Source organism: Paracoccus sp. M683, assembly GCF_007096355.1.
In the GTDB taxonomy this organism is placed as follows: Bacteria; Pseudomonadota; Alphaproteobacteria; order Rhodobacterales; family Rhodobacteraceae; genus Paracoccus.
On the sequence record NZ_VKDF01000005.1, the window covers coordinates 453,862 to 479,666 of the forward strand.

29 protein-coding genes are annotated in these 25,805 nt (G+C 65.9%); 15 read left to right on the forward strand and 14 right to left on the reverse strand.

The features are described 5' to 3' along the window. The first annotated feature begins 13 nt into the window (after nucleotides 1–13). From FNJ84_RS12610 to FNJ84_RS12620, 3 genes are read left to right on the forward strand one after another with little or no spacing between them, the layout of a single operon-like run. Entirely contained in the window at nucleotides 14–946 is a 933-nt protein-coding gene (locus FNJ84_RS12610; RefSeq protein ID WP_143793462.1) for a bifunctional riboflavin kinase/FAD synthetase, read from the forward strand. Then, on the forward strand, nucleotides 946–1,386 hold the full coding sequence (locus FNJ84_RS12615; RefSeq protein ID WP_143793524.1) for a YcgN family cysteine cluster protein: 441 nt from the start codon (nucleotides 946–948) through the stop codon (nucleotides 1,384–1,386). Before FNJ84_RS12610 ends, FNJ84_RS12615 begins: the two co-directional genes overlap by 1 nt. Continuing rightward, nucleotides 1,383–2,426 (forward strand): low specificity L-threonine aldolase, encoded by a 1,044-nt coding sequence (locus FNJ84_RS12620; RefSeq protein ID WP_143793463.1) that lies wholly within the window; start codon nucleotides 1,383–1,385, stop codon nucleotides 2,424–2,426. Before FNJ84_RS12615 ends, FNJ84_RS12620 begins: the two co-directional genes overlap by 4 nt. Here the strand turns inward: FNJ84_RS12620 and FNJ84_RS12625 are convergent. The 5 genes from FNJ84_RS12625 to FNJ84_RS12645 all read right to left on the reverse strand — a co-directional run bounded on the left by FNJ84_RS12625 (nucleotide 2,423) and on the right by FNJ84_RS12645 (nucleotide 7,812). Continuing rightward, on the reverse strand, nucleotides 2,423–2,899 hold the full coding sequence (locus FNJ84_RS12625; protein ID WP_143793464.1) for a CinA family protein: 477 nt from the start codon (nucleotides 2,897–2,899) through the stop codon (nucleotides 2,423–2,425). The genes FNJ84_RS12620 and FNJ84_RS12625 overlap by 4 nt on opposite strands. After that, on the reverse strand, nucleotides 2,896–3,390 hold the full coding sequence (locus FNJ84_RS12630; RefSeq protein ID WP_143793465.1) for a phosphatidylglycerophosphatase A: 495 nt from the start codon (nucleotides 3,388–3,390) through the stop codon (nucleotides 2,896–2,898). The genes FNJ84_RS12625 and FNJ84_RS12630 overlap by 4 nt, the downstream gene beginning before the upstream one ends. A gap of 3 nt (nucleotides 3,391–3,393) precedes the next feature. Further along, nucleotides 3,394–4,542, reverse strand: coding sequence for a bifunctional 2-C-methyl-D-erythritol 4-phosphate cytidylyltransferase/2-C-methyl-D-erythritol 2,4-cyclodiphosphate synthase (locus FNJ84_RS12635; RefSeq protein ID WP_143793466.1), 1,149 nt, complete (start codon nucleotides 4,540–4,542; stop codon nucleotides 3,394–3,396). A gap of 10 nt (nucleotides 4,543–4,552) precedes the next feature. Beyond that, nucleotides 4,553–6,733 (reverse strand): phosphoribosylformylglycinamidine synthase subunit PurL, encoded by a 2,181-nt coding sequence (gene purL, locus FNJ84_RS12640; protein ID WP_143793467.1) that lies wholly within the window; start codon nucleotides 6,731–6,733, stop codon nucleotides 4,553–4,555. An 89-nt stretch (nucleotides 6,734–6,822) separates the two neighbouring features. Then, nucleotides 6,823–7,812 carry a putative zinc-binding metallopeptidase gene (locus FNJ84_RS12645; protein WP_255471196.1) on the reverse strand — a complete coding sequence of 330 codons (990 nt, stop codon included), beginning with the start codon at nucleotides 7,810–7,812 and terminating at the stop codon, nucleotides 6,823–6,825. Between the two features lie 142 nt (nucleotides 7,813–7,954). On the opposite strand from FNJ84_RS12645, the gene rplU reads away from it, so the two are divergent. The 4 genes from rplU (at nucleotide 7,955) to FNJ84_RS12665 (ending at nucleotide 10,711) form a co-directional block, all read left to right on the forward strand. Further along, complete coding sequence (gene rplU, locus FNJ84_RS12650) at nucleotides 7,955–8,572, forward strand: 50S ribosomal protein L21 (RefSeq protein WP_370454597.1); 618 nt, start codon at nucleotides 7,955–7,957, stop codon at nucleotides 8,570–8,572. A 92-nt stretch (nucleotides 8,573–8,664) separates the two neighbouring features. Continuing rightward, the gene (gene rpmA / locus FNJ84_RS12655) at nucleotides 8,665–8,937 is read left to right on the forward strand and encodes a 50S ribosomal protein L27 (protein ID WP_143793469.1); all 273 of its coding nucleotides are present in this window, start codon (nucleotides 8,665–8,667) and stop codon (nucleotides 8,935–8,937) included. A gap of 99 nt (nucleotides 8,938–9,036) precedes the next feature. Further along, on the forward strand, nucleotides 9,037–9,582 hold the full coding sequence (locus FNJ84_RS12660) for a GNAT family N-acetyltransferase (protein ID WP_143793470.1): 546 nt from the start codon (nucleotides 9,037–9,039) through the stop codon (nucleotides 9,580–9,582). Between the two features lie 91 nt (nucleotides 9,583–9,673). After that, a complete protein-coding gene (locus FNJ84_RS12665; protein ID WP_221931973.1) occupies nucleotides 9,674–10,711 on the forward strand; it encodes an LLM class flavin-dependent oxidoreductase in 1,038 nt (345 codons plus the stop codon). A gap of 13 nt (nucleotides 10,712–10,724) precedes the next feature. Here FNJ84_RS12665 and FNJ84_RS12670 read toward each other — a convergent pair whose 3' ends face one another. Both FNJ84_RS12670 and FNJ84_RS12675 read right to left on the reverse strand, forming a co-directional pair. After that, nucleotides 10,725–12,668, reverse strand: coding sequence for a calcium-binding protein (locus FNJ84_RS12670; protein ID WP_143793471.1), 1,944 nt, complete (start codon nucleotides 12,666–12,668; stop codon nucleotides 10,725–10,727). Nucleotides 12,669–12,735: 67 nt separating this feature from the next. Continuing rightward, a complete protein-coding gene (locus FNJ84_RS12675; protein WP_143793472.1) occupies nucleotides 12,736–13,113 on the reverse strand; it encodes a hypothetical protein in 378 nt (125 codons plus the stop codon). 350 nt (nucleotides 13,114–13,463) lie between these two features. On the opposite strand from FNJ84_RS12675, the gene FNJ84_RS22000 reads away from it, so the two are divergent. The 6 genes from FNJ84_RS22000 (at nucleotide 13,464) to FNJ84_RS12700 (ending at nucleotide 18,642) form a co-directional block, all read left to right on the forward strand. After that, nucleotides 13,464–14,192: a hypothetical protein gene (locus tag FNJ84_RS22000; RefSeq protein ID WP_185968510.1), complete on the forward strand. Its 729-nt coding sequence runs from the start codon at nucleotides 13,464–13,466 to the stop codon at nucleotides 14,190–14,192. After that, on the forward strand, nucleotides 14,189–15,514 hold the full coding sequence (locus tag FNJ84_RS22005; protein ID WP_185968511.1) for a lysine N(6)-hydroxylase/L-ornithine N(5)-oxygenase family protein: 1,326 nt from the start codon (nucleotides 14,189–14,191) through the stop codon (nucleotides 15,512–15,514). Before FNJ84_RS22000 ends, FNJ84_RS22005 begins: the two co-directional genes overlap by 4 nt. 119 nt (nucleotides 15,515–15,633) lie before the next feature. After that, nucleotides 15,634–16,161: an MFS transporter gene (locus FNJ84_RS12685; RefSeq protein WP_185968512.1), complete on the forward strand. Its 528-nt coding sequence runs from the start codon at nucleotides 15,634–15,636 to the stop codon at nucleotides 16,159–16,161. Next, nucleotides 16,131–16,448 (forward strand): hypothetical protein, encoded by a 318-nt coding sequence (locus FNJ84_RS12690; RefSeq protein ID WP_143793475.1) that lies wholly within the window; start codon nucleotides 16,131–16,133, stop codon nucleotides 16,446–16,448. Before FNJ84_RS12685 ends, FNJ84_RS12690 begins: the two co-directional genes overlap by 31 nt. A gap of 47 nt (nucleotides 16,449–16,495) precedes the next feature. After that, nucleotides 16,496–16,831, forward strand: coding sequence for a hypothetical protein (locus tag FNJ84_RS12695; RefSeq protein ID WP_143793476.1), 336 nt, complete (start codon nucleotides 16,496–16,498; stop codon nucleotides 16,829–16,831). Then, entirely contained in the window at nucleotides 16,828–18,642 is a 1,815-nt protein-coding gene (locus tag FNJ84_RS12700) for a TonB-dependent receptor (RefSeq protein WP_185968513.1), read from the forward strand. Before FNJ84_RS12695 ends, FNJ84_RS12700 begins: the two co-directional genes overlap by 4 nt. Nucleotides 18,643–18,827: 185 nt before the next feature. Here FNJ84_RS12700 and FNJ84_RS12705 read toward each other — a convergent pair whose 3' ends face one another. The 7 genes from FNJ84_RS12705 to FNJ84_RS12735 all read right to left on the reverse strand — a co-directional run bounded on the left by FNJ84_RS12705 (nucleotide 18,828) and on the right by FNJ84_RS12735 (nucleotide 25,050). Continuing rightward, nucleotides 18,828–19,430, reverse strand: a complete 603-nt coding sequence (locus tag FNJ84_RS12705) for an SCO family protein (RefSeq protein ID WP_370454598.1) — start codon at nucleotides 19,428–19,430, stop codon at nucleotides 18,828–18,830. Continuing rightward, nucleotides 19,412–19,882, reverse strand: coding sequence for a copper chaperone PCu(A)C (locus FNJ84_RS12710; protein WP_143793478.1), 471 nt, complete (start codon nucleotides 19,880–19,882; stop codon nucleotides 19,412–19,414). Before FNJ84_RS12710 ends, FNJ84_RS12705 begins: the two co-directional genes overlap by 19 nt. Next, nucleotides 19,882–20,445 carry an SCO family protein gene (locus FNJ84_RS12715; RefSeq protein ID WP_255471197.1) on the reverse strand — a complete coding sequence of 188 codons (564 nt, stop codon included), beginning with the start codon at nucleotides 20,443–20,445 and terminating at the stop codon, nucleotides 19,882–19,884. Before FNJ84_RS12715 ends, FNJ84_RS12710 begins: the two co-directional genes overlap by 1 nt. A 260-nt stretch (nucleotides 20,446–20,705) precedes the next feature. Next, on the reverse strand, nucleotides 20,706–21,371 hold the full coding sequence (locus tag FNJ84_RS12720) for a thioredoxin domain-containing protein (RefSeq protein ID WP_143793480.1): 666 nt from the start codon (nucleotides 21,369–21,371) through the stop codon (nucleotides 20,706–20,708). Next, entirely contained in the window at nucleotides 21,368–21,799 is a 432-nt protein-coding gene (locus FNJ84_RS12725) for a disulfide bond formation protein B (protein ID WP_143793481.1), read from the reverse strand. The genes FNJ84_RS12720 and FNJ84_RS12725 overlap by 4 nt, the downstream gene beginning before the upstream one ends. Beyond that, nucleotides 21,796–24,063, reverse strand: coding sequence for a heavy metal translocating P-type ATPase (locus tag FNJ84_RS12730; protein ID WP_143793482.1), 2,268 nt, complete (start codon nucleotides 24,061–24,063; stop codon nucleotides 21,796–21,798). The genes FNJ84_RS12725 and FNJ84_RS12730 overlap by 4 nt, the downstream gene beginning before the upstream one ends. Before the next feature lie 33 nt (nucleotides 24,064–24,096). Continuing rightward, entirely contained in the window at nucleotides 24,097–25,050 is a 954-nt protein-coding gene (locus tag FNJ84_RS12735) for a cation diffusion facilitator family transporter (protein WP_143793483.1), read from the reverse strand. 92 nt (nucleotides 25,051–25,142) lie between these two features. Between FNJ84_RS12735 and FNJ84_RS12740 the strand changes: the two genes are divergently transcribed. Next, nucleotides 25,143–25,571, forward strand: coding sequence for a helix-turn-helix domain-containing protein (locus FNJ84_RS12740; protein WP_143793484.1), 429 nt, complete (start codon nucleotides 25,143–25,145; stop codon nucleotides 25,569–25,571). Then, on the forward strand, nucleotides 25,568–25,705 hold the full coding sequence (locus FNJ84_RS22010) for a hypothetical protein (RefSeq protein ID WP_185968517.1): 138 nt from the start codon (nucleotides 25,568–25,570) through the stop codon (nucleotides 25,703–25,705). Before FNJ84_RS12740 ends, FNJ84_RS22010 begins: the two co-directional genes overlap by 4 nt. The last annotated feature ends 100 nt before the right edge of the window (nucleotides 25,706–25,805 follow it).

The following is a 25,805-nucleotide window of genomic DNA, read 5'->3' on the forward strand; positions in this document are numbered from 1 at the left end:
AGGGGGCGCCGCCGTGCATATCCATCGCAACTGGACCGGATTGCCCACATCCGCGCGGGGCACCAGCGCCGCCCTGGGCAATTTCGACGGTGTGCATCTGGGCCACCGTTCCGTGATCGAGACAGCGCATCAGGCGCGACCCGACGCGCCCCTGTCGGTGATCACCTTCGAGCCGCATCCCCGCCAGTTCTTCGCCCCCGACGCCCCCGGCTTCCGGCTGATGAATGCCGAGGCGCGGGCCAACCGGCTGGCGCGCCTTGGCGTGCAGCACCTGTTCCAGCTGCCCTTTGGCCCGGTTCTGGCCGGGCTGACGCCCGAGGCCTTCGCGCGCGAAGTTCTGTGTGACGGGCTGGGTCTGGCGCATGTGACGGTCGGGCAGGATTTCTGCTTTGGCAAGGGGCGGGCGGGCGATGCGCAGACGCTGTGCGATCTGGGCCGGGCCATGGGCTTTGGCGTGACCATCGCCCCGCTGGTCGGGCGCGACGGCCAGGATTTCAGCTCGACCGCAATCCGCCGCGCGCTGAGCGATGGCCGCGTGCGCGAGGCCGAAACGATGCTGGGCCACTGGCACCGCATCGAGGGCGAGGTGATCCATGGCGAAAAGCGAGGTCGCGAACTGGGCTGGCCCACCGCCAATATGTCGGTCGAGGGGCTGCATCTGCCGCGCCTTGGGGTCTATGCGGTGCTGGTCGATGTGCTGACCGGCCCTGACCGTGGCCCCTATCGCGGGGTTGCCAGCCTTGGCGTGCGGCCCATGTTCGGCAAGAACCATCCCAATCTGGAAGTGCACCTGTTCGATTTCGCCGGCGATCTTTACGGGCAGCATATCTCGGTCGCGCTGGTCGAGTTCCTGCGCGACGAACAGAAATTCGACGGGCTTCAGGCGCTGATCGACCAGATCCAATCCGATGCGGATCAGGCACGGGCCCTGCTGGCGGGGCAATGATGCGCGACCGGTTCTGGGAATTGCCTCTGGCCCGCCTGACCTCTGACGAATGGGAGGCGCTTTGCGACGGTTGCGGGAAATGCTGCCTGAACAAGCTGGAATACGAGGACACCTCGGAAGTCGTCTTTACCCGCGTCGCCTGCCGCTTGCTGGATGGCCAGAACTGCCGCTGCACCAGCTATCCCAACCGGCATGATTTCGTGCCCGAATGCGTGGTGCTGACCGCCCGCAAGATCAAGGATGTCGCCTATTGGCTGCCCGCGACCTGCGCCTATCGGTTGCGGCACGAGGACCGGCCGCTTTACGACTGGCATTACCTGATCTCGGGCGATCGCGAATCGGTGCATCGCGCCGGCATCAGCATGCGCGACCGCACCGTCAGCGAGGTCGAGATCGGTGATGACGATTGGGAGGATTACGTGATCGAGGATCTGGCATGAATTTCGCGTCCGACAATGCCTGGGGCGCGCATCCCGCCGTGCTGGCCGCGCTGGCCGATGCAAATGGCGGCGCGGTGATGGGTTATGGTGCCGATCCGGTGACCGCGCGGGCCGAGGCGGCGCTGCGCGAGGTGCTGGACGCCCCTGATGCCATCATCCGTTTCGTGGCCACCGGCACCGCGGCCAACGCGCTGGTCTGCGCGCAACTGTCGCCGGGTCACGGGCGCATCTATTGCCATCAGGACGCGCATATCGAGACCAGCGAATGCGGCGCGCCCGAGTTCTTTTCGGGAGGGGCCAAGCTGGTGACCTTGCCAGGCGAGGGCGGCAAGATGCAGCCCGACACGCTGGCCAATGCGATCCGTCGCGGTGCGGGCGGTGGGCTGAATGGCGGGCTGAACGCGATGGTCTCGATCACCAATGCGACCGAATGGGGCACGCTCTATTCCCCAGATGAGGTCGCGGCCCTGGCCGAAGTCGCCCATCAGGGCGGGTTGCCCCTGCATATGGACGGGGCGCGTTTCGCCAATGCCGTGGCCGGGCTGGGCTGCGCGGGTGCCGATCTGACCTGGCGGGCGGGCGTTGATGCGCTGTGTTTCGGCGGCACCAAGAACGGCGCCATGGGGGCCGAGGCCGTGGTGTTCTTTGATCCGGCGCTGGCCGAGGGCTTTGATTATCGCCGCAAGCAGTCGGGCCATGTGTTTTCCAAGCAGCGCTTTCTGGCGGCACAGATGCTGGCGCTGGCGACCGACGGGCTGTGGTCGCAGCTTGGCCGGGCCGCCAATGCCAAGGCCGCGCGTCTGGCCGATGGCATTCTGGCCAGTGGCGGCACGCTGTTGCAGCCGGTGCAGTCGAATGCCGTCTTTGCCACAATCCCGGCCGCAGCCCATGCGCGGGCGCGCGCGGCGGGCGCGATCTATCACCTGTGGCCCGACAAATCGGCGGCGGGGCTGGATCCGGTTCCGATCAGGCTGGTGACGGCATGGGACATGCCCGACGAGGATGTCGAGGCGTTCATCAGCCTGCTGACCGCCGGTTAGCGCCGGCGATCCAGCGCCGACAGCAGCATCCGCAGCGCATGATCGACGCTCGCGCGGCGCACCTGCGACCGGCCGATCGCGCCGAACTCGACCGTTTCGACCAGCAAGCCCTGCGCGCCGGCCAGACCAAAGCAGACCCTGCCCTCGGGCTTGTGCTCCGAGCCGCCGGGCCCGGCGATGCCGGTGACGGAGACGGCGAATTGTGCCTGCGAGTGCTGCAAGGCACCGCCGGCCATTTCGGCGGCGACCTGTTCGCTGACCGCCCCATACAGGTCCAGCGTTTCGGCCAGAACGCCCAGCATCTGCATCTTGGCGGCATTGGAATAGGTGACAAAGCCACGATCCACCACATCCGAGGACCCCGGCACCTCGGTCAGCGCGGCGGCGATCAACCCGCCGGTGCAGCTTTCGGCGGTGGCGATCATCGCGCCCTGCTGGCGGGCGGCGTCGAGGACCTGCGCGGCGAGGCTCATAGCATCAGCGGGATGTGATAGGCCGCGGCGGCGATCATTGTGGCGATGCCGGCAAACAGCCCGGCCCACAGATCATCCAGCATCACACCTGGCGCATCGCCGCGACGGTCGGCGCGACCGACCAGCCAGGGTTTCCAGATGTCGAACAGCCGGAAGAACAGAAAGGCTGCGACCCAGCCCGGCCAGGGAAAGCTGTCGGCACCCAACCCCGCAAACCAGAATCCGGCGGCGGGAAAGCACAGGGCCAGCCATTGCCCGGCGACCTCGTCGATGACGATCTCGCTGCGGTCGGGATCTGCCATTCCGGCGGTATGGCGGGCCACCGCCCAGAAGCCGATGGCCGTGACCGCGACCGTGGCGATGGCCAGCAGCGGGAAATGCCCGATGCGATAGATCAGCAGCCCAAGGGCTATCGCCACGGCCGAGCCCCAGGTGCCGGGCGCGGGGCGCAGCAGGCCGGCGCCGAACCAGATGCTGAGAAGCCTTTCCATGGTTCAGCCTTTCATCAGGGTGCAGGTGGCGATGGCCGCGATGCCCTCGCCCCGGCCGGTGAAGCCCAACCGTTCCGAGGTGGTGGCCTTGACGCTGATCCGTTCGGGATCAAGCGTCATGATCTGCGCCAGCCGGGCCTGCATGGCGCTGGCATGGGGGCCGATCTTGGGCATTTCGCAGATCAGGGTCACATCGGCATTTCCGAAGGCAAAGCCCTTTTCGCGGGCCAGATCGGCGGCATGGCGCAGGAAAATCGCGCTGTCGGCGCCTTTCCATTGTGGGTCGGATGGCGGGAAATGGCGACCGATATCGCCCATCGCCAAGGCGCCATAGATGGCATCGGTCAGGGCGTGCATGCCGACATCGGCATCGGAATGACCGATGAGGCCGTGGGTGTGGGGGATCTGGATGCCGCAGAGCCAGACGTGATCGCCGGGGCCAAGCGCGTGAACGTCGAAGCCATTGCCCATGCGGATGTCCATGGTGCCCTCCAATATGCGTTCGGCGCGGGTGAAATCGCCCGGCCAGGTGATTTTCAGATTGTCCTCGCTGCCCGGCGTGATGGTGACGGGGATGCCGGATTTGCGGGCAAGTTCCACATCATCGGCGGCGTCCTGCGGGTGGTCGCGGTGGGATCTGGATATTTGTGCGAGCGAGAAACCCTGAGGCGTTTGCGCCCGATAAAGGCCCTCGCGCGGGGCGGTGCCGGTGACGGTGTTATCTTCGCCGCGCCAGAGGGCGTCGGTTACGGGCAGAGCGGGGGCGGCGGCAGGGGCACCGGCTTGCAATGCGCCGATGACGCCGCTGATCACGGCATCGCCGACAAGCGGGCGGGCGCCGTCATGGATCAGGACATGGGTGATGGCACTGCCGTCGAGGCTGTTCAGGGCGGCGCGGACGCTGGCGGCGCGGGTGTCGCCGCCGGTGATGATGGTGGCGCGACCGGCAAAATGTTCGATCGCCTGGCCCATGTCGTCGGGATGGACCGTGACGATGATGCGGTCGAAGCCCGCGAAACGGTCCAGCGTATGGGCCAGCACCGGGCGCCCCTTGAGAAGCCGCCATTGTTTCGGCTCATCGCCGCCAGCGCGGGTGCCCCGGCCTGCGGCGGTGATGATGGCCGCATATCCTTTGGGGGCGGTGACGGTCATGCCTGGCCAGTCACGCGTGGTCCGGCATGTCGCCCTTGATCGCGGTGGCGAAGGCGCTGCGGTAAAGCTGCGACAGTTCGGCCAGATCGCCCGCGTCATCGCCCATTTGCACGGCAAGGCCACCAAAGCTTCCGACCTGCGCGGCGGGGATGCCAGCGGCGGCGGCGGCTTTCAGCAGCGCCTCGGCCCCGGCGGGATCGCAGGCGACGAGGTAGCGGGCCTGATCCTCGCCATAAAGCTGGGCGATGTCGGCGCTGTCCAGACGGATGCCGATGCCTGCGCCCTCGGCCATCTCGAAAGCCGCCAGCGCCAGACCGCCATCGCTGAGGTCAGTGACGGCGTTCAGGTGCTGGCGGTTGGCGCGGATGAATTCCCCATGCGCGCGCTCGGCCTTCAGGTCGACATGGGGGGCGTCGCCGGTCTCGATGCCGAAGGCTTCGGCGGCAAGCGCTGATTGACCCAGATGACCGGCGGTGCGGCCAATGACGATGGCGAGGTCGCCATCTTCGGGCAGGCCCGCGATCAGGTCATCGAGGTTCTCGATCAGGCCGACGCCGCCGATGGTCGGGGTGGGCATGATGCCCTTGCCGTCGGTTTCGTTGTAAAGCGACACGTTGCCCGAGACGATGGGGAAATCCAGCGCCGCGCAAGCCTCGCCGATGCCTTTGATGGCGCCTACGAACTGACCCATGATCTCGGGCTTTTCGGGATTGCCGAAATTCAGGTTGTCGGTGGTGGCCAAGGGCAGGGCGCCCACGGCAGAGAGGTTGCGGTAAGCCTCGGCCACGGCCTGCTTGCCGCCCTCGAACGGGTTCGCCTTCACATAGCGCGGGGTCACGTCACTGGTGAAGGCCAGTGCCTTGTTCGTGCCGTGGACGCGGACCACGCCGGCGCCCATGCCGGGGCGGCGGATCGTGTCGGCGCCGACCTGGGTGTCGTATTGTTCCCAGACCCAGCCCTTATGCGCATAGGACGGGCTGCCGATCAGCTTGCGCAGGGCGGCGATGGGGGTGATCGGGGGCAGGGCCGGGGTCTCGCCAGCGGCGGGCGTCTCGATCCAGGGGCGGTCATATTCGGGCGCGCTGGAGGAAAGTTTCGACAGCGGCAGGTCGGCTTTCACCTCATTCCCGTGCAGGATCAGAAAGCGGTCCTCTGGGATGGTTTCGCCGACGATCGCGAAATCGAGGTCCCATTTTTCAAAGATCGCGCGGGCCTCGGCCTCTTTCTCGGGCTTGAGGACCATCAGCATGCGTTCCTGGCTTTCGGACAGCATCATCTCATAGGCGGTCATGTTGGTTTCGCGCTGTGGGACCTTGTCCAGCACCAGCTGGATGCCAAGACCGCCCTTGTCGCCCATTTCCACGGCGGAACAGGTCAGGCCAGCCGCGCCCATGTCCTGAATGGAAATCACGCTGCCCGAGGCCATCAGTTCAAGGCAGGCTTCCAGCAGGCATTTCTCGGTGAAGGGATCGCCGACCTGAACGGTGGGGCGTTTTTCCTCGATCGTGTCGTCAAACTCGGCGCTGGCCATGGTCGCGCCGCCGACGCCGTCGCGGCCGGTCTTGGCACCCAGATAGACGACGGGCATGCCGACGCCGGACGCCGCCGAGTAGAAAATCTTGTCGGCATCGGCCAGACCCGCCGCAAAGGCGTTCACAAGGCAATTGCCGTCATAGCTGCGGTGAAAGCGCACCTCGCCGCCGACATTCGGGACGCCGAAAGCGTTGCCATAGGCGCCGATGCCCTCGACCACGCCCTTGACCAGATGCGGGGTTTTCGGGTGCTCGGGGCGGCCGAAGCTGAGCGAATCCATCGCGGCAATCGGGCGGGCGCCCATTGTGAACACGTCGCGCAGGATGCCGCCGACGCCGGTGGCCGCGCCCTGATGCGGCTCGATATACGAGGGGTGGTTGTGGCTTTCCATCTTGAAGACCACGGCCTGACCATCGCCGATATCGACGACGCCGGCATTTTCGCCGGGGCCGCAGATGACCTGCGGGCCGGTGGTGGGCAGGGTGCGCAGCCATTTCTTGGACGACTTGTAGGAACAATGCTCGTTCCACATCGCGCTGAAGATGCCCAGTTCGGTAAATGACGGCTCGCGCCCGATGATCTGAAGGATGCGGTCATACTCATCGGGCTTCAGCCCGTGTGCAGCGATCAGGTCGGGGGTGATCGTCGGTTCCTGCATGCTGATGCCCTTTGCGCCGCCGGTTCGGTTTGCCGGCCTTTTAGGCGCTGTGGCGGGCAAGGGGAAGGGCGGATTGCGGCGTGGCGGCCTTATGCCCGCTGCGACAGATGCGCCGTCATCCAACCGTGAGCAAAGCCGATCTTGCGCCGGATGGGGGGCGTCAGCACGAAAGGATAAAGGTCTTCATTGTCCAGGGCCCGGTTGATGTCATTTATGGCGATCGCGACACGGGTGGCAATGTCCAGCAACCGGTCGGTGTCGGTCTCTGCATAGGGGGCGAAGCCCGTGGGGACGCCGGGCATGGTCAGGCCGGTGCTGACGAAACTGTCGGTGAAATCGACCAGATGCAGCAGATGCGCCACTGTCTCGGCCCAGTCCTCATGCGGATGAGAGCGCGCATAAGGCGTGATGAAATCATGCGAACTGACGGGCGGGGACTGGTAATAGCGTTGCAGCGCGGCGCTGTAGTCGGCGCGCTCGTCCCCGAAACAGTCGCGAAAGGCGGCCAGGAAGCCGGCCTTGGGTGCCAGTCGGTCAAAGAAGAAATGCGCCAGTTCGTGACGGAAATGGCCGACCATGCTGCGATATTGCTCGCCCAGCTCTTGCCGGCGTTGCAGGCGGATCAGGGCATCGGCCTCGGTCACGTTGATGGTGATCTCGCCGGCCAGATGGCCCATGGTGATCTGCTCGGCCCGGCCGCCGGTTTCCTCGGACAGCATCAGGAAACGCGGACGGGGGCCGGGGTCGTCGTCGGAAAACCAGTGCCAGTTGGCAATATTGGTCAGAACCCAGCGTTTCGCGCGCTCGGCCCGGCCAAGCAGCTGGATGTTGTTGCCAACGTTCAGAACCGGGACAACCCGCGACATGGCGCAGGATCGGCAAAGACCGCCGGCCTCGCCGATCCAGTTGCAGCCGATCGGGGCGCGGTTGCCGCAATCGGCGCCCTCGTTGCGCATGACCATGCGTGCGGCGTCGAAATACAGGGCATGCCCGCAGGCGCAGGTCAGGTTGTGGAAATAGGCGCGGCGACCACAGGTAGGGCAGGCAAAGCGTTGCATCAGGTATCCGGTTGCTGTCATGCGCCAGTGGCTTACGGCGCGCGGGGGGGCGGGGCAAGTATAGCGCGCCATCTGCACCGGGCCGAGTCCATCCGCCTTGCTTGACTTGGCCCGCCGAATCCGCCATATACACGCCGACCGGCCGGGCTGCTGCCTTTGGCCGGTGCGTTATTTTCAACATCACCCCAATCGAACGGGTGCGCTGTCCGAAGGCGGGAATATCCCCGAACGCCTGCAATCGCAGGGGCCACAGGATGCGGCAGACGAAGGAAGACAAGGCATGTTCGCGGTTCTGAAAACCGGTGGCAAGCAATACAAGGTGCAGGCGGGTGACGTCCTGCGCGTGGAAAAGCTGGCCGCCGCCGCTGGTGAAACCATCCAGTTCAACGATATTCTGATGGTCGGTTCGACGCTTGGCGCGCCGCTGGTGGCTGGTGCCGCCGTGCAGGCCGAAGTGATCGAACAGATCAAGGGCGACAAGGTCATCACCTATGTCAAGCGCCGCCGCAAGCACAGCTCGCAGCGGACCCGCGGCCATCGCCAGCAACTGACCCTGCTGCGCGTGACCGAGGTGCTGGAAAAGGGTGGCGACAAGACCGGCGTGAAAGAGGCGATCGGCTTCCGCTCGGCTGGTGCTGCCACGGTGGCCGCTGCCGCTGAAAAGCCCGCCGCCAAGGCCAAGAAGCCGGCCAAGGTCGAGGCTGCTGCCGCCGACGCGCCGGCCGAAGCCAAGAAGCCGGCCCGCGCCAAGAAGGCCGCCGCCGCTTCGGACGAAGCCTGATCGCTGATGGGGCGCCCCGGATGGGTGTCGCGCCCCGCTGAACGGAACAAGTCGGCCGGTCGATCCGGCCAAAGTGCAAGAGGACTAAAGTCATGGCACATAAGAAAGCAGGCGGTTCGTCCCGCAACGGTCGCGACTCGGCCGGTCGTCGTCTGGGCGTCAAGCTGTATGGCGGTCAGGAAGCCATTGCCGGCAACATCATCGTGCGCCAGCGCGGCACGAAAATGTGGGCGGGCACCAATGTCGGCATGGGCAAGGATCACACCCTGTTCGCCCTGACCGATGGCGCGGTTTCCTTCAAGAAGGGCCTCAAGGGGCGCACCTTCGTATCGGTCATGCCCGCCAATATCGAGGCAGCCGAATAACGGCCGATTAAGATACATCAGTATCGGGGGATCGGCAAAGCCGGTCCCCCTTTTCATTTTCAGCCGCAGGTTTTCGCGGTTACGGGAGGATATGTGACAATGGTTGAACTGGCCGTTCCCCCTTCGGTCCAGGCTGTCATCGAGACGCAGCGCTTTGTGCTGCGGCCTTTGCGGGCGTCGGATGTTGGTCTGATTGCGCATTACACCGCCGACAAGCGCGTGGCCGAAGGCACCCGCGCCATTCCCCATCCCCTGCCGCCCGGTGCGTCCGAGGGCTTTATCGCACGCGCGCTGGCCGACCGGCGGACCGAGGATGTCTGGGCCATCGACGGCAGCTCCAATCGTCTGGCCGAATTGCTGGGTGTGGTCTCGTTGACCCGGCTGGAAGATCAGCAGTCCGAGCTGGGCTTCTGGATCGGGGCCGGCTTCTGGAATACCGGCTTTGCCACCGAGGCGGTCGAGGCGCTGGTCGCGGCCAACCCGCATGGCGCGCGCACCCTGTTTGCCGAGGTGTTTCAGGACAATGCCGGCTCGGCCCGCGTGCTGACCAATTGCGGTTTCGCCTATCTGGGCGATGCCGAAAGCTGGTCGGTCGCCCGGCAGGCCCGCGTGCCCACCTGGACCTATCTGCGGCGGATGGACTGACGCGCAGCCGCATCCTGCCGATAGACGGGGCTGTCGCTCCAATTCGCGGCGGCCCCTTTTATTGGCGCCGAGGGCTTCCTAGCTTGGCGGGATGACACAGCCCATTCCCTTTTCCGTTCTCGACCTGTCGCCCGTGCCCGAGGGCACGGATGCCGCGCAGGCCATTGCCAACACGCTGGACCTTGCGCGTCATGCCGAGGGCTGGGGTTATCACCGCTATTGGATGGCCGAGCATCATAACATGCCCGGCATCGCCAGCGCCGCGACGGCGGTGCTGATCGGGCTTGTCGCCGCCGCGACCAGCCGGATTCGCGTTGGTGCGGGGGGCATCATGCTGCCCAACCACGCACCGCTGACCGTGGCCGAGGCATTCGGCACGCTGGCCACCGCCTTTCCCGACCGGATCGACCTGGGGCTGGGCCGCGCGCCCGGTGGCGATGGCGCCGTGATCCGTGCCCTGCGCCGCGATCCCATGGCCGACAGCTTCCCGCAGGACGTGGTCGAGCTGATCAACTATCTCGGCCCGGAACGCCCCGGCGCCGCCGTGCGCGCGCTGCCGGGCGAGGGGACGAATGTGCCCATCTGGATGCTTGGCAGTTCGCTGTTCGGCGCGCAGCTGGCCGCCTATCTGGGCCTGCCCTATGCCTTTGCCAGCCATTTCGCCCCCGGCGATCTGGCCGAGGCCTCGGCCCTGTATCGCGATCAGTTCCAGCCCTCGGCGCAGAACCCCAGGCCGCGCTTCATGCTGGCGGTGAATGTCTTTGCCGCCGATGACAGCGATCAGGCGCATTTCCTGCGCAGCAGCATGCAGCTGGCCTTTGCCCGCCTGCGCAGCGGGACGCCCGGCAAACTGCCGCGCCCGACCCGTGATCTGGATGGCGAAATTCCGGCCCAGATGCGCCGGATGGTTGATCAGGCCCTGCGCATCAGCGCCGTGGGAAACCGTGATGAGGTGCGTGACCAACTGGCCGCACTGATCGCGCAATATCGTCCGGACGAGGTGATTCTGACGGGTCAGATCCATGATCACGCCGCCCGCCTACGCAGCTTTGAACTGGCCGCACAGGCGATGCAATCGCTGCCCGCCGTGGCGGCGGCGGAACCGGGTGCATCGGCGGCCGGCGGATAAAGCGGCTGTCGCATCAAAAGATGAAATCGCTCTGATCCAGCTGCGAGATGGGGACATCCTCCAGGATGATGATCGTGCCATCGGGCAGGCCGATGCGGATGTCATCGCCGATCTGGCGGGTATAACGCATCACCTCGGCAAAGCTGTCGATGCCGGTATTGGCAAGGAATTGCAGCTTGTCACGGCCGTTGCGCCAGTCGGTGACGACATCACGACCGCCGCCACGCTCGAAGATGAACAGATCGGCGCCGCCGCCGCCGGTCAGCGTGTCATTGCCGGTGGCCCCTCGCAGCTGGTCGCGGCCCAGCCCGCCCAGCAGCAGGTCATTGCCGGCCCCGCCCAGCACGGTATCGGCATCGGAACCACCCAGCAGAACGTCATCGCCGTTTCCGCCACTGAGATAGTCGGCCCGGCCATTGCCCCACAGCGTATCGGCGCCATTCGCGCCATACAGGTGATCGGCGCCGGCGGACCCTTCCAGCCGGTCATTGCCATTGCCGCCATCCAGCGTGTCGCGGTCGGCCCCGCCACGCAGATGATCATTGCCCTCACCGCCCAGCAGATAGTCGTTGCCCATGCTGCCAAAGACCGTGTCATTGCCGCCACCGCCCGACATGTGGTCGTCGCCGCCATTGCCGACCATGGCGTCATCACCGGCATCGCCGGCCATTGTGTCGACGCCGGCACCGCCCTGCAAACTGTCATTGCCCGCCCCGCCCGACAGAAGGTCATCGCCAAAGCCGCCATTCAACCGGTCATGGCCATCGCCCCCCTGCAAGGTGTCATTGCCCGCCGCGCCAAGGATCAGGTCATCGCCGCCATTGCCAGCCAGAAGGTTGTTCCCGGCATTGCCCAGCAGCGTGTTGGCCGCCGCGTTTCCCCTGCCGACGTGATGGCCGGTGCCCAGCAGCACCAGGGTTTCGATATTGGCAAAGCCGGTCAGCAGCGAGACTGACCCATCAATCCTGACCTCGTCCGTGCCGCCGCCGGGCAATTCGATGACGGTGTCGCCGGGGCCGTCGAGATAATAGACATCATTGCCGCTGCCGCCGGTCATGGTGTCACTGCCAGCGCCGCCGATCAGCGTGTCATTGCCATCGCCCCCTTCCAGCAGGTCGTTGCCATCGCCGCCCTCCAGCCAGTCATGTCCGGCGCCGCCGCGAATGATGTCGTTGCCGCCACGGCCCAAAATCCGGTTGTCACCGGAATTGCCGGTGATCATGTCGTCATGGGCGGTGCCCCAGGCGTCTATCGCCGCCGACCCGATCAGCCAAAGCTCCTCGATCAGGCCGGCCAGGGTTTCCAGGTCAAGGCTGATCAGGCTGTTGACGACGTCATGCCCGCTGCCATCGGTGATCCGATCGCCCGGATCATCGACGAAATAGACGTCATTGCCTTCGCCGCCATCCATCGTGTCGGCACCCGCGCCGCCGTCCAGCGTGTCATTGCCGCCCAGGCCAAACAGGTTGTCGTCGCCGCCATGGCCGCGGATCAGGTTCGCATCGCTGTTGCCGAAGATCCGGTTGGCCAGATGATTGCCGAATAAAGACATCATCCCGGCGGCAACAGCATAAAGCTCTTCGACATTCTCGCCATGGGTCAGCAGCGAGAAATCGGCCAGCGCATAGGCCTTGTCATGGCCACCGGCCGTTCCCGCCGTCTCGATGATCAGGTCATCGGGGCTGCGGACGAAATAGATGTCATCGCCGGCGCCACCGATCAGCAGGTTGATACCATCGCCGCCATCCAGGACGTCATGGCCATTGCCGCCATCCAGCGTGTCATTGCCATCATCGCCGTACAGCGTGTCATGGCCGTCGCCGCCCAGCACACTGTCGTCACCATCAAGCGCCGAGATGCTGTCATTGCCGCCAAAACCGCGGATCAGATCGTCGCCCGGCGTGCCGATCAGGCCGTTATCGCCGTTGTCACCGTCGATGATGGCTGGATCGGGCATGCAATTCGTCTTTCGGTGATCGGCGGCGGGTGCAGGGCGGTCGTCGGTTCCGCCCCGTCGTGGCACCCTAGCAGCAGGGGACTAATCGCCGGTTAACGCCGGACACGGACTGGCTTGCCAGCAGCCTTGGCCTAATTGGCGCCCACCCTGCGCGCCTTGTTGCGCCCAGACTGTCGCGCACCCGGCCGGCAAAGACTTCACCGAAAGGTTGTGAAAGAAGCGGCAGCGCCTCGGCCACCGAGCAGGGTCTTGCAGCCAGGCGAAGGCAGGGACCGAAGCGCCAGCGAAAGCATGCGCGACCTGTTACGCGCACCACCAGTTCGCCGGCTGCGGTGGGGATGCGCAACGCGGATTTATCGTCGTGAACACTGGCAATTGCGCCTTCCCGCAGGGCCGCGTTCAGGAACGCATCGAACGCAGGAATATCGCGCAACTCTTCACTCATGGGGATGGCCTTCCTTTGGGCTGTCACGGCGGGCTATGCCTTTCAGCAGACCGCGCTGATCGGGATGCTGCCGGTGCTGGCGCTGCATCTTGAACTGCCGCCAGGCCAGATCGGGCTGGCGATCGGCGCCGGGCTGATCGTGTCTGCCGCGCTGGCACCGCTGCTTGTGGGATTCATGACACGACGGCGGCTGTATCTGACGCTGGCACTGCTGATTTTGACATCGCTGGCGCTTGTCGGGCTTTTGTTGGCGCCGCAGCCGGTCGGGGCGGCATTCGTGATCCTGCTGGCCATCCGCTGCGTTCAGGGAAAGGCGGCGGCGGTCATTCTGGCCATAACGCAAGGCGCCAGTGTCGCCACGGCGCGGCCTGTCGCCGCATTGGCGGGGGGTGCAGCTGAGGCCGGGTCTGGGCCGGGCATCGGGGGCGGCGCTGATCGGGCCTTTGATCCGTTTGTCTATCGTATTGCCGATGATCGCCACGGCAATCGGTGCCGCGGTCAGTGCATTCCGCCTGACGCGCGTGACGCAGGCCGTGCCGTTCGAAACCCGGCTCGGCCTGTACCGGCCCTGGCTGTCAGCCCTGGCCTTGCCCTTTCTGGTGCAGGGCGCGGTCGGCTCGGGTCAGTTGGGACTTGGAACGCTGCTTGCACAAAGCCGCCCACCGGCCGAGGCCGCAATTATCGCCGGCCTGTGCCTTGCAGCCGGCTATCTTGCGCTGCTGGCCGTGCATCGCCTGCTGACCGCGCAAGGCACGCGCATCGGCCCGGCCGCTGCGATCTTGGCCATGGCGCTGTTGTTGCCGGTGCTGTGGCCGCAGCCATTGCCGCTGGTCGGCGCCACGGCTGTCGCGGCGGCGGCCTCGGGCCTGATGATCGCGCGGCATCTGGCGCGGGTCATGCAATCGAAACCGGACCTGGCGCATCAGAATGCCGCCTGGCAAGGCTCGGCCCAGCTTGCGGGCCTTGGCGCAGGTGCTGGCGCCGCCTCGCTTGCCTTGCCGCTTGGTGCATCTGCGCCCTTCCTGATGGGCGGTGCGCTGGCCCTGATCGTCCTGCTGACCTGCCAGAGATTTCCATGACCAGATATGACCTGTTGGGCATCGGTATCGGCCCTTTCAACCTGTCGCTGGCGGCGCTTGCGGACGCGGTTCCGGGTCTGCGTTGCCGCTTTGTCGAGCGGCGGCCACGCTTTGCCTGGCATCCGGGGCTGATGATCCGGGGTGCGATGATGCAGACATCCTTTCTGAAGGATCTCGTCACCCCGGTTCAGCCAACCAGCCGGTGGAGCTTTACCAACTATCTGGTCGAAAGCGGGCGTTTCTTCGATTTCATGGCTTCCCGGCAGGGCAGTGCCAGCCGGGCCGAATTTGCCGATTACATGGGCTGGGCCGCGCATGGGCTGGACAGCACCGTATTCGGCGATCACATCGAATCGGTCAGCCATGACGGGCAGGGCTTTACCATCGCGGCCGCCTCTGGCCGGACATGGCACAGCCGGGCCATCTCGATCGGCAACGGGCTACAGCCGAACCTGCCCGATTTTGCGCAACCCGGCCCGGATTGGCTGCATGCCTCGCGCTGGCTGGATCGCAAGATCACGCTTGCCGGGCGGCGCATCGTCGTCATCGGCGGTGGCCAGTCCGGGGCCGAGATCGTGCTGGATCTGCTGAGCCTGCCGGACAGGCCCGCGCGGATCATCTGGATCAGTCGCCGGTCAAGCTATTGGACCTTGCAAGACGGTGCTTTCATCGACCAGTTCTTTGCCCCCGACTATGTTGCCGCCTGGCGCCAGCAATCCGCGCCGGCCCGGCACGCGGTTCTGGCAGAACAGAAATATGCCAGTGACGGCATTACGCAGGCCACCGCCGACGCCATCTATCAGGCGCTGTACGAACACCGCCGCCAGGGACGTCGGGATGTCCTGCTGCGCCCCGGCCGCGAGGTGCGCGCCATTCGCAGACGGGGCGCGCGACAGCTGATCGAATCCCGCGTCGAAGGCAGCGAAACGCCCGAATATTGCGAGGCCGATCTTATCGTCCGTGCGACCGGGTATCGCCAGACCTTTCCCGATTTCCTGCAACCCCTGGCCGGGCGCATGCAGCATCAGCCGGATGGCGCGCTGACCCTCAATGAAAGCTATCGCGTGATCTGGGACGGGCCGCAGGACACGCCGATCTATGCGATGAACCACGGGCGCCGGAGCCACGGCATTGCCGATCCGCAGATCAGTCTGGCGGCCTGGCGCAGCGCGGTCATCCTGAATGATCTGACGGGTCAGACGCTGTTTAACGTCCATCCCGGCGGCGGAACCGAGCCGATGATCGACTGGCCGGGCCGGCAGGTCGCGTCGCAGCCCGAACAATGCACGATCGCAACAGCCATGCGCCGATCAGCGCCGTAACACTTGCAGGGCACTGATTTCTGAGTAATACAATCAGGAAAGGTAAGGCAGAGCTCCAACCTGTTTGACTGTGAAAGATCAAGCATGTGAAGCGGCCGCCTTTTCTGACCACCCTTTCCTTGACCGGACTCTATCTGGCGCAGTCAGTGCCGCTGTATCTGGTGGCCGCCGCCCTGCCGGCGATCCTGCGGTCGCGGGGCGTCGATCTGGCGGTGATCGGCGCGCTTGGTGCGCTGCTGGCGCCCTGGGTGCTGAAAGCCGCATGGGCGCCGGTGATCGACCGGCTGGCACGGCATCCGCATATCGGGCGAAAGGGCGTGGTGCTGGTCTGTCAGGTCATCACCCTTGCTTGCACCTGCATCCTGTCGGCGCTTGATCCGGTGACGGATGCGGTGCGGTTCTTTCCGATCCTGATGACCATGTCACTCAGTTCCGCGACGCAGGATATCGCCTCGGATGGCTGGGCGGTCGAGCATCTTACGCCCGAACAGCAGGCATTCGGAAATGCGATACAGGCCGGCGCGGTGGCCTTTGGCGTGCTGATAGGCGGATCGGGCACCTTGCTGCTGGTGGATATTCTGGGCTGGCAGACGACGCTGCTGGTGATCGCGGCGCTGTGGGGGGTGTCGCACTGCCATTCCTGCTGACACCCGAGGCGCAGAACCGGCGGCCACTGCCGGCCGATTATGGCAGCGCCGGCTTTCGCCATTTTCTGTCGCTGGCCATGGCCGGCGCCATGCTGACCTTTGCCTTCCTGTTTCGCATGCCCGAGGGGCTGGTCAAGGCGCTGGAGCAGCCCTTCCTTGTCGATCAGGGCTTTGCGCTGTCGCAGATCCGGCTGATCTCGGGCGCGGGTCGGCCGCACTTGTCGGGCTGTTCGGCGCCGCGGCTGCCATCGACCGTATCGGCCTGCGATCATTCTTCGTCCTGCTGATCATCGGGCGGACGCTGACATTCGCCGCCTTCTTTCTTGCGGCGACCATGGGCATCGGCACATGGCCGCTGGTCGCCTTGTCCGGGCTGGACACATTCTTCCGTTATGTCGAGATGGTCGGCCTTTACACGGCCTTCATGCGCTTTTCGTCGCTGACGCAGGCGGGCACGGATTTCACCCTGCTGACCAACTTTAACCTGCTGATGCACATGCTGGGCAGCATGATCGCCGGCACGCTTGCCTCGGCGCTTGGCTATGGCCCGGTTTTCGCCCTTGCGGTCATTTTGTCCGCTTTCACCGGATGGCTTGCCATCAGCCGCCTGCCGGTGGCCGTCAGACAGCCGCCATCACCTTCCCGCCGAGCAGAGGAGCATCCCGCATGAGATTCCATGCCCCAATGGCCGGCATGACCATGGCCATCCTGATGACCAGCACCGCCATCGCACAGGAAACATCCGACGATACCGTTGTTCTGGACGAAATCACCCTGACGGCCAGCCGCACGGGCGCCACCGAAAGTTCTATCCCCGGCAGCGTCCAGGTGATCGAGGCCGAGGATCTGGCCATCCGGCTGCGCAATGGCGAAACGCTTGACCGGGTGCTTGGCACATTGGTGCCGGGTTTTGCGCCCTCGAACGGCACCATTGGCGGGGCCAGCCAGACCCTGCGCGGCCGCTCGCCGCAGATCCTGATCGACGGCGCGCCCCGCACGTCCGAACTGCGCGGCTTCTCGCGCGAACTGGCGATGATCGACCCCGCCAGCATCGAACGGGTCGAGGTGGTCAAGGGCTCGATAGCGCGGTTCGGGAACGGCGCCACAGGCGGCATCATCAATATCGTCACCAAGACGCCGGGCGACGGCCAGCAGACCGACCTGTCCTTCAGCCATGTACGGCGGTTGAACGGCCTTGGCCTGCGGCTGGAACTGTCGCGCAGTTCGATGGGCAATCTTTATGACGGCGACGGCAACCAGATCCCCTCGGACCCGCTGGTCGGGCAGGGCGGCGCCGACAACTTCACCCGCCAGGGCGGGGCGATCGCGATGGATTGGTCATCGGGCAGCAACGAGGTGACGGCCCGCATCGGCGCCTATTCGATGACCCAGGATATCGAGTATTTCACCGACTATACGACCAATCCGGTCAGCGTCGGCACCACGCCCTATACCGGCCGCGATGTGAAGGATATCAGCCGTTTCTTCAACCTGACCTGGCGCAATACCGATACCGCACTGGGCGAGACCGAACTGACCTTGTTCGGCAGTGACACCGACCGTCGCGCCGCCTTTGTCGAGGCCGGCATCGCCAATCCGCTTTACTATCCGGTCAGCCCGACCAACCCGATGCAGGACCCGAATGCGCAAAGCGAGCTGTCGACCAAGACCCTCGGTTCGCGCCTGACGATCCGCACCCCGCTGGATCGCTGGCGGCAGGGCGCCCAGGTTAGATGGGGGGGCGATATGGGCTATGACGATGTGACCCAGACCTATCTTGCCGGGCGCGACCTGATCGCGCCGATGACGCAGAAAAGTGTCGGCGCCTTTGCGCAACTGGATGTGCCGGTCGGCAATGTCGACATCAGCGCCGGCGTCAGGGCCGAACGCTTTTCGCTGACCGGCGATGATTTCACCCGGCCCGATGCCGTTCAACTGAAGCCGACCGGCCTTTACCTGCTGCCTTCCGTGAACGTGACCGGCGGCACGTTCGACTATGACGCCGTTGTCGGCAATCTGGGCGCGGTCTGGCATGCAACCCCGGAACTGGATGTCTTTGCAGGTATCAGCCAGGGGGTCTCGATCCCCGATGTCGGCAGCTTCACCCGCCGCGCCATGGCCCCCAACCCGTTCCTGCCCGGCCAGACGGTCCCTTTTGCCTCGCTTCAGCCGGAAGCGCAGATCGTGAACACCGCCGAACTTGGCCTGCGCTACAGCGGGCAGAAGGTCAGCGGCTCGCTTTCAGCCTTCGTGTCGACATCCGATGAGGGCACCGTCTTCGACAGCGCCACCAATACCGTCACCCAACAGAAGGAAAAGGTCTGGGGCGGCGAGGCGGCGCTGACCTATATCGCCAGCGACGCGCTGCAACTGGGCGCGGTTCTGGGATGGCAGGAAGGGAATTACGACGCCGATCAGGACGGCGGATCTATCTGGGTTACGGTCTGTCCTTCTGACCAGACGTCATTGCCCCGCCCGTGACAGGTCACCACCGGGCGGGGCGGCATTGGATCAGGGCCGTTGATTTGGCGCGGCCGGTGGGGGGGCAGCAGGTCCGGGCAGAGGCTTCCGACGGGCGGCCATCCGGGCTGACAAGGGGCCAGATCAGGCCGTTGCACCTGTTCCTGCCCAAAACGCCACCCTGCTTTCGGGCGTCTCAACCGATCTCAGCCCAGAATCCGGCGGATCTTGGGCAGGGCAAAGGCCGGGTCCTCGTGGAAATCTATGATATTGGCCAGACCGCCATCGGGGCGGAACAGAAACACGCCTGCGGTGTGATCCATGGTGTAATCCCCGTCGCCGGTCGGCACCTGCCGATAGGTGGCGCGGAAATCCTGGGCGATGCGGGCGATGTCTTCGGCGCTGCCGGTCAGGCCGATGATGCGTGGATCGAAATTTGACAGGTAATCGGCCAGGGCCTCGGGCGTGTCGCGTTCGGGGTCGACCGTGACCAGCGCGACGGTCAGGCGGTCGGCGTCCGCGCCAAGCGCCTCCATCCAGTCCGAGATGTTCAGCAGCGTCGTCGGGCAGATGTCGGGGCAGAAGGTGAAGCCGAAGAACACCATCACCGGTCGCCCCTGCCAATCGGCGGGGGTGATGGGCCGGCCGCGATGATCCGTCAGCCGCCAGTCCATTTCCGTCAGCGGCAAGGGGCGGGGATCATCGGTGGCCCGCTGGTCACGCGACCGCCACGCCCCAACCGCAAGCATATAGCCGACCGAGCCTGCCGCCAGCCCGGCCAGCGACCCGATCAGTGCCCGCCTTCGCACGAAGGCCCCTCGGCGCGCATCGGGACGACCTCGACATCGACGGTCACCTCGCCAGCCTTCTCGAAGGTCAGGGTGACGGGGAAGCTGTCGCCCTCGTTCAGCGCGCCGGTCAGTTGCATCAGCATCCCGTGATAGCCGCCGGGCGCCAGTTTGACGATCTCGCCTGCGGGGACGGGCACGCTCATGGCATGGGGCATCGAGGCGACGCCATCCGTGACGACGGTTTCATGCAGCATCGGCATGGCCGCCGCCGGGGTTGCGATCCCGGTCAGCGCATCGTCGGCACCGCCATTCCTGATCTCGACATAGAACACAGCCGGGCGCGTGGCGCCGATGGTGGCGCGCGACCAGGCGTGTTCGATGGTCAGGTCGCCCAGGGTCACGGCCTCGCAGGCAAAGGCGGCGGGGGCCAGCAGCGCAAGGGCCGCGGCAGAAAAGAGCGTGTTGCGCATCAGAGCCTCGTATTCAGATCGTCAAGGATTTCGCTGGCGGGGGTGCCATAGGTATATTGCCTGAGCCAGTCGCCCTCGGGTCCGATCAGGTAAAGGCCGGGGCTGTGGGACATGGTATAGCCGTCGGGGGCTGCGGCATCGTCCTCGCGTTCGAAGAAGATGCGAAAGCTGTCGGCGGCGGCGCGGGTCGCGGCGTCATCCCCGGCAAGGCCAAGGATCGCCGGATGGAAGGCTTCGGTGAAGGCGTCCAGCCCAAGCTTGCGATCGCGTTCGGGGTCGATCGAGATGAACAGCGGCTGCACCTTGTCCGCGTCGGAGCCCAGGTCATCCATCACCTGCGCCACCTCGGACAGGGTCGTCGGGCAGACATCGGGGCAATTGGTGAAGCCGAAGAAGATCAGCTGATACTTGCCCCGAAAATCGGCGCTGCTGTGCGGCTGGCCCTGCGCATCGGGCAGGGTGAATTCGGGGCGGAAGGCTTGGCTGATCTGCGTCACCGGCTCGGCTTGGCGCTGATACAGGAAAAACGCGCCCAGCCCCGCAAGGGCGACGGCGAGCCACAAGAATATCCGCAAAGTCCTTAGCCGCATGATCCGTTGCCCTGTTCCATGTGATGCACGTCTAAACCCTCTGGTCACCTGAGCTGCAAGTCACAGCAGCGTGTGCGGGCGAGGCGGTCAGACGGTCGCGTTCCGGCGCATCAGATAGGATGTCGCATCGACGACGACCCGAAGAATGGCGGCTGCGCCAACCATCCGCGCCCGCAGGCCGGTGCTGTTCCGCCGCCGCCGCAGGGGCCCGAGCCAGCCCGGCGCTTGCGCGATCAGCCCTGGACCGCCCCCCGGATATCCGCCGCAAGGCTTTCAAAGCTGACATTTTCCAGCCGTCGCCCGTCCAGATAGAAGGTCGGGGTCTGGTTCACGCCAAGCGCCTGAATATCAGCCGCATCCTGATTCAGAACGCCCGCCATTTCGGGGTTCAGCCGGTCCGCCTGCCCGCGTTGCAGGTCCATTCCGGCCGATCCGGCGACTTGCCAGGCGATCTGCATCTGCGGCGAACCGTGCACGGCCCAGGCCGGCTGGTTTTCCAGCAGCGCGTTCAGGACCGGCTCGAACAGGTCCTGACGGCGCGCGGCCTCTAGGATGCGGACGGCCTCGTCGGACCCCTCGTGGAAGGCGGCATAGCGCATGACGATCCGCAGGTCGTCGGGGAACAGGTCGCGCATTTCCTTCAACAAAGGGTGGAAGGCGCGGCAGGCCTCGCAGGACGGGTCAAAGAATTCGACCAGCGTGACCTTGGCGTCAGCGGGGCCAAGGGTCGGGGAATAGGCGCGGATCAGCAATTGGTTGTCGGCGGGGGGTGCTGCGGCGGCCAGCGCCGCTTGCGCCTCGGCCTCGGCGGCGCGCTGGCGGCTGATATAGACGGTGCCGCCGGCAAAGGCGGCAAGGCCAAGCGCCGAGGCGCCGAGGATCAGGTTACGCCGGTTCATGCGCGGGGTCCTTTCATCTGGGTCAGGCAAATCAGGATGGCGGCAAAGGCCGCAAGCGACAGATAGGGCAAGGGCAGACCCAGCACCGTCTGCGCGGCGGCATCGGTGCACGATGGGCCGTCTTTCGTGCAGGGCGCGATGGCCTGCGGGATAAGCCCGGCATAAAGACCGGAATGCCAGCCGGCCAGCGCCGCACCGGCCAGCGCCAGCGGCGCGGCGGTCAGCCGCGCCGACAGGTCGTCGCGCAGTGCCGCCACGCCCAGGATCACCACCAGCGGAAACATGGCGATGCGCTGATACCAGCACAGGGTGCAGGGCATCCGGCCCAGAACCTCGCCGATGAACAGCGCCCCGAGCGTTGCCGCAAGCGCGATCAGAAAGGCCAGAGTCAGCGCAGACTGGCCGCGCGTGGTCACGGTGCTCGTCATCCCTGTTTCTCGGGATTGAAGCGCAGCAGTCGCAGCGCGTTCAGCGTGACCAGAACGGTGGCGCCGGTATCGGCCAGAATGGCGATCCAGAGGCCGGTGATGCCCAAGAGCGTCGTCACCAGAAACACCGCCTTCAGCCCCAGTGCGATGGTCACGTTCTGGCGGATATTGGCCATGGTCGCGCGGGCCAGCCGGATCGTGGCCGGAATATCCGTCACCCGGTCGCGCAGGATCGCCGCATCGGCGGTCTCCAGCGCCACATCGGTCCCCGATCCCATGGCGACCCCGACGCTGGCCTGCTTCAGCGCGGGCGCGTCATTGATGCCGTCGCCGACCATCATCACGCCGCCATGCGCGGCGATGTCGCGGATCGTGTTCAGCTTGTCCTCGGGCAGCATCTCGGCGCGGAACTCGGTGTTCAGGCTTTCGGCAATGGCGGCAGCGGTGCGGGGGTTGTCGCCGGTCAGGATCGTCGGGGTGATGCCCATCGCCCGCAGTTCAGCAACCGCGCCCGCCGCGTCGTCGCGCGGCTCGTCGCGCAGCGCGATCAGGCCAAGCGCGCCGCCCTCGGCGTAAAGCACGGCGACGGTCTTGCCCTCATCCTCCAGCGCGGTGGCGCGGGTGGCGGCCTCGCCCGTCAGCGCGCCCTGTTCCACAGCATGGCGCGGGCTGGAGACGGTCAGGGCACGCCCCTCGACTTCGGCCGAGACGCCCTTGCCGGTGATCGCGCGCGCGGCTGTTGCCTGCGGCAGCTCCACCCCCTCGGCCCGGCGCAGGATCGCCTGCGCCAGCGGATGGCTGGATCCGGCCTCGACGGCGGCGGCAAGGCGGATCACCTCGGCCTCGGTCGTGCCGTTCAGCGCCACCACATCGACCACCGCGGGGCGGCCATGGGTCAGGGTGCCGGTCTTGTCGAAGGCGACGGTCTGGACGTTGGCTGCGGCCTCGATCACCGCGCCGCCCTTCATCAGCAGGCCCCGCCGGGCACCCGAGGACAAAGCCGAGGCGATGGAGGCGGGAACCGAGATCACCAGCGCGCAGGGGCAGCCGATCAGCAAAAGCGCCAGCCCGCGATAGATCCAGGTCTGCCAGTCGGCGCCCATCGCCAGCGGCGGCACCACGATCACCAGCGCCGCCAGTGCCACGATCAGCGGCATGTACCAGCGGCTGAAGCGGTCGATGAAACGCTCGGTCGGGGCGCGGGCTTCCTCGGCCTCTTCGACCAGGCGGATGATGCGGGAAATCGTGTTGTCCTCGGCCGCCTTGGTGACGCGGATGCGCAGCGCGGCCTCGGTATTGATGGAACCGGCAAAGACGGCCTCGCCCGGCCCCTTGGTCACGGGGACGCTTTCGCCGGTGACCGGGCTGTCATCGACGCCGCTTGTGCCCTCGGTGATCTCGCCATCGGCGGGGATGCGGTCGCCGGGGCGGGCCAGCACGATCTGGTCGATCTCCAGCGTTTCGGCGGCGACTTCGCGGGTGGCGGTGCCCTCGACCAGCAGGGCGGTCTTGGGCACCAGATTTGCCAGCGCGCGGATGCCGTCGCGGGCCTTGTTGGCGGCGACGCCTTCCAGCACCTCGCCCACGGCGAACAGGAACACGACCAGCGCGGCCTCTTCCGCCGCACCGATGAACAGCGCGCCGGTGGCGGCGATGGTCATCAGGCTTTCGATGGTAAAGGGCTGGCCCATGCGCAGCGCGGCAAAGGCCCGCCGCGCGACCGGGGCCACGCCGATGAGACAGGCGGCGATAAAGGCCCAATACGCGACGGCGCCGGGCAGCAGCAGCTTGACCACCCAGGCAGCCGCCAGCAGCGCGCCGGTAAAGATCACCAGCCGACCCTTGCCGGTCTGATACCAGCTTTTGCCACGATCGGCAGGGTCGTCATGGCTGTGGGCGGAATGGTCGTGGCCCCCGTGGTCATGGTCATGGTCGTGGTCGTGGTCGTGATCGGCGTGATCGTGGTCGTGATCGTGATCGTGATCATCGGTCCCGGCGGGGGTGCCGGGCAGCACGAGGGCTTTCTTCCTCGGCGCGGTCTGACCCTTTGGCGCAATGCCAAAGCCAAGCGCCTTGACCGCATCCTCGATCCGCTCGGGCGGGGTGGTGTCGGGCACCAGCCTAAGCGTCAGCTTTTCCGAGATCAGCGCCACCGAGACCTCGCTGACGCCGGGCATGCGTTCCACCGCCCGCGTCACCTTGCCCACGCAGGACGCGCAATCCATGCCGCTGACATTCCATTCCAGCTTCTTCGCTTCCGACATTGCGTCGCGCCTTTCTGTCTGTTCGTTCATAACTCAGGGCTCGGAGGGGATCGCGCCGGGGGCATTCACCTCGACCGTCGCATGAATGATGTTGTGCTTGTCGGCCAGCCGCGCCGCCACCTGCCGGGGCAGGGCCAGCGTGTCGATGCCGGGGGTGGGCGTGACATGCACCGTCGCCACGGCGCGATTGTCGGTCAGCGTCCAGACATGCAGATGGCCGACCTCGCCCACGCCGGGCAGGCTGGCCAGATCGTCCATCACCGCCTTGGTGTTCATCCCGTGCGGGGCGGCCTGCATCAGCACGAAGATCGATTCCGCCACCAGCGACCAGGCCGAGCGCACCACCAGCACCGCCACCAGCACCGACAGGATCGGGTCCAGCACGGTCCAGCCCGTCAGCATGATCCCGATGGCCGCCCCGATCGCACCGACCGAGCCCAGCAGATCGCCAAGCACATGCAGCATCGCCCCGCGCAGGTTGGCATCGTTCTGCTGGCCCGCGCGCAGGATCAGGAAGCCGGCGATATTGACCAGCAGACCGATCGCCGCGACGACCAGCATCGGCCCGGCCAGAACTTCGACCGGGTCCTGAAAGCGGCGGATCGCCTCATAGGTGATCCACGCGACCAGGATCAGCAGCGAGGCGCCATTGGCCAGCGCCGCCAGCACGCGGACGCGGTGGAAACCATAGCTGACCTCGGGTGTGGCCGCGCGGCGGGCCACGCGATAGGCGATCAGCGCCAAGAGCAGCGCCGCCGCGTCCGAAACCATGTGCCCGGCATCCGCGACCAGCGCCAGCGACCCCGACAAAAGCCCGCCGATGGCCTGCACGATGGCATAGCCAAAGGTCATCAGAAAGACAAAGCGCATCCGGCGTTCATTGCCCGCCGTCACCTCGACCGCATGGTTATGGCCGGCGTGATCCTCCGCGCCATTGCCGTGGTCATGGCCTTCATGCCCGTCGTTGCTGTCGTCGTGCTGCGTCATGGTTGCCCCTGACCGCGCCCTTGCGGCCTTGTTCGAATCATCTGGCCACCATACCTAATTGCTCTAGTAGCTATAGCTTCAAGAGGTATTTCGTGCTGACCATCGGAAAGCTGGGGCAGGCGGCGCGGGTCAAGGTCCCGACCATCCGCTATTACGAACAGATCGGCCTGTTGCCCGAACCCGACCGCAGCGCCGGCAATCAACGGCTCTATCCGAACACGGCCCTGGACCGGCTGGCTTTCATCCGCCACGCTCGCGAACTGGGCTTTCCTCTGGAGGCGATCCGCGAACTGCTTGGCCTGTCGGATCATCCCGACCAGTCCTGCGCCGCCGCCGATGCCATCGCGCGCTCGCAGTTGCAGGCCGTTCGCAACCGCATCGCCAGACTGAAGGCGCTGGAAGCCGAGTTGCAGCGGATGCTGGCGCAATGCGCCAGCGGCACCATATCCGACTGCCGGGTGATCGAGGTGCTGGGCGATCACGCGCATTGCGCCCATGACCACGGGCAAGACCTGACGTGACCGTGCCCTTGACCCTTGCCGTCTATGCGCTGGCGGCGCTGGCCGAGATTGCCGGCTGTTTCGCGATCTGGGCCTGGTGGCGGTTGGGCTATAGCGCGACAATCTGGGTGAGACGCGCGCGACGATCTGGATGAGATTCTATGTCGCGGCGTCTTCGACGATAGCATCTTGATTGTCGCTGGCAAGTTCCTCTTTCGTTTCTGATTGTCGCGCCGCGTCAATCAGCGGCGTGTT

What these genes read in the sequence shown, in the direction of transcription:
- FNJ84_RS12615 (WP_143793524.1), top strand. Translation starts at nt 946, where the DNA reads ATGCGCGACCGGTTCTGGGAATTGCCTCTGGCCCGCCTGACCTCTGAC.
- FNJ84_RS12620 (WP_143793463.1), top strand. Translation starts at nt 1,383, where the DNA reads ATGAATTTCGCGTCCGACAATGCCTGGGGCGCGCATCCCGCCGTGCTG.
- FNJ84_RS12625 (WP_143793464.1), bottom strand. Translation starts at nt 2,899, where the DNA reads ATGAGCCTCGCCGCGCAGGTCCTCGACGCCGCCCGCCAGCAGGGCGCG.
- FNJ84_RS12630 (WP_143793465.1), bottom strand. Translation starts at nt 3,390, where the DNA reads ATGGAAAGGCTTCTCAGCATCTGGTTCGGCGCCGGCCTGCTGCGCCCC.
- FNJ84_RS12635 (WP_143793466.1), bottom strand. Translation starts at nt 4,542, where the DNA reads ATGACCGTCACCGCCCCCAAAGGATATGCGGCCATCATCACCGCCGCA.
- purL (WP_143793467.1), bottom strand. Translation starts at nt 6,733, where the DNA reads ATGCAGGAACCGACGATCACCCCCGACCTGATCGCTGCACACGGGCTG.
- FNJ84_RS12645 (WP_255471196.1), bottom strand. Translation starts at nt 7,812, where the DNA reads ATGACAGCAACCGGATACCTGATGCAACGCTTTGCCTGCCCTACCTGT.
- rpmA (WP_143793469.1), top strand. Translation starts at nt 8,665, where the DNA reads ATGGCACATAAGAAAGCAGGCGGTTCGTCCCGCAACGGTCGCGACTCG.
- FNJ84_RS12660 (WP_143793470.1), top strand. Translation starts at nt 9,037, where the DNA reads ATGGTTGAACTGGCCGTTCCCCCTTCGGTCCAGGCTGTCATCGAGACG.
- FNJ84_RS12665 (WP_221931973.1), top strand. Translation starts at nt 9,674, where the DNA reads ATGACACAGCCCATTCCCTTTTCCGTTCTCGACCTGTCGCCCGTGCCC.
- FNJ84_RS12670 (WP_143793471.1), bottom strand. Translation starts at nt 12,668, where the DNA reads ATGCCCGATCCAGCCATCATCGACGGTGACAACGGCGATAACGGCCTG.
- FNJ84_RS12675 (WP_143793472.1), bottom strand. Translation starts at nt 13,113, where the DNA reads ATGAGTGAAGAGTTGCGCGATATTCCTGCGTTCGATGCGTTCCTGAAC.
- FNJ84_RS22005 (WP_185968511.1), top strand. Translation starts at nt 14,189, where the DNA reads ATGACCAGATATGACCTGTTGGGCATCGGTATCGGCCCTTTCAACCTG.
- FNJ84_RS12695 (WP_143793476.1), top strand. Translation starts at nt 16,496, where the DNA reads ATGGGCATCGGCACATGGCCGCTGGTCGCCTTGTCCGGGCTGGACACA.
- FNJ84_RS12700 (WP_185968513.1), top strand. Translation starts at nt 16,828, where the DNA reads ATGAGATTCCATGCCCCAATGGCCGGCATGACCATGGCCATCCTGATG.
- FNJ84_RS12710 (WP_143793478.1), bottom strand. Translation starts at nt 19,882, where the DNA reads ATGCGCAACACGCTCTTTTCTGCCGCGGCCCTTGCGCTGCTGGCCCCC.
- FNJ84_RS12720 (WP_143793480.1), bottom strand. Translation starts at nt 21,371, where the DNA reads ATGAACCGGCGTAACCTGATCCTCGGCGCCTCGGCGCTTGGCCTTGCC.
- FNJ84_RS12725 (WP_143793481.1), bottom strand. Translation starts at nt 21,799, where the DNA reads ATGACGAGCACCGTGACCACGCGCGGCCAGTCTGCGCTGACTCTGGCC.
- FNJ84_RS12730 (WP_143793482.1), bottom strand. Translation starts at nt 24,063, where the DNA reads ATGTCGGAAGCGAAGAAGCTGGAATGGAATGTCAGCGGCATGGATTGC.
- FNJ84_RS12735 (WP_143793483.1), bottom strand. Translation starts at nt 25,050, where the DNA reads ATGACGCAGCACGACGACAGCAACGACGGGCATGAAGGCCATGACCAC.